Source organism: Vibrio sp. 1402 (genome assembly GCF_033340275.1).
Map to the genome: position 1 here is coordinate 1 of NZ_JAWOWE010000325.1, position 663 is coordinate 663.

The 663-nt window shown below is 48.9% G+C and carries 1 protein-coding gene; it reads right to left on the reverse strand.

Features of this window, described 5'->3' with window-relative positions; translation table 11 throughout:
• Positions 1–10 precede the first annotated feature (10 nt).
• Positions 11–663: substrate binding domain-containing protein (locus R7044_RS25850; RefSeq protein WP_225456077.1), on the reverse strand; the 653-nt coding region annotated here is incomplete at its 5' end.

The following is a 663-nucleotide window of genomic DNA, read 5'->3' on the forward strand; positions in this document are numbered from 1 at the left end:
ATGAATCGCATTACACATGATTGGGTTCATTAGAGACGACATGTTCGTTTACAAAGACGAGAAATACACGCAGCCGCGCAGGCATGTGCTTGGTTTGTGCGTACTGCATGGCGACCGCACCGTGGTAGTTACTTTTGATCATCCAATCGGACAACACTTCGACCACTTCTCCGCGCTCTAATGCCTCTTTCACCACGAAATCGTGGAAGATGCCAATTCCTAAACCGGCCTTGACGCCATTTAGGCGCATTTGCGAATGGTTGACCGCATACCGACCACTGACCGCGATGGAATGAAACGCCTCTTCTTTAAAAAACGACCAAATGTTGTCTTTGTCGTTTTCTGCTAGGTAAATACAGTCGTGCTGTTCAAGTTGCGTCGGATGTTCTGGCATGCCTCTTTGTGCGAGGTAGTCTGGCGACGCACACAAAACCAGATTGGTTTTACTTATCTCTTTGAGCACCAAATTCTCATCCGGTTTATCGGTGAGTTTAAAGGCAACATCAATGCCTTGACGAAACAGGTCGATTTCCCCGTCGGCAGCGCGCAGCTTGAGCTGAATTTTTGGATAACGTTGCAAAAAAGGCAGCACGAACGGTTGCAAGACCGAGTTTAAAAACGCCTCTGGTGCCGCTACCGTGAGCGCGCCAGTTGGTTCGGCAT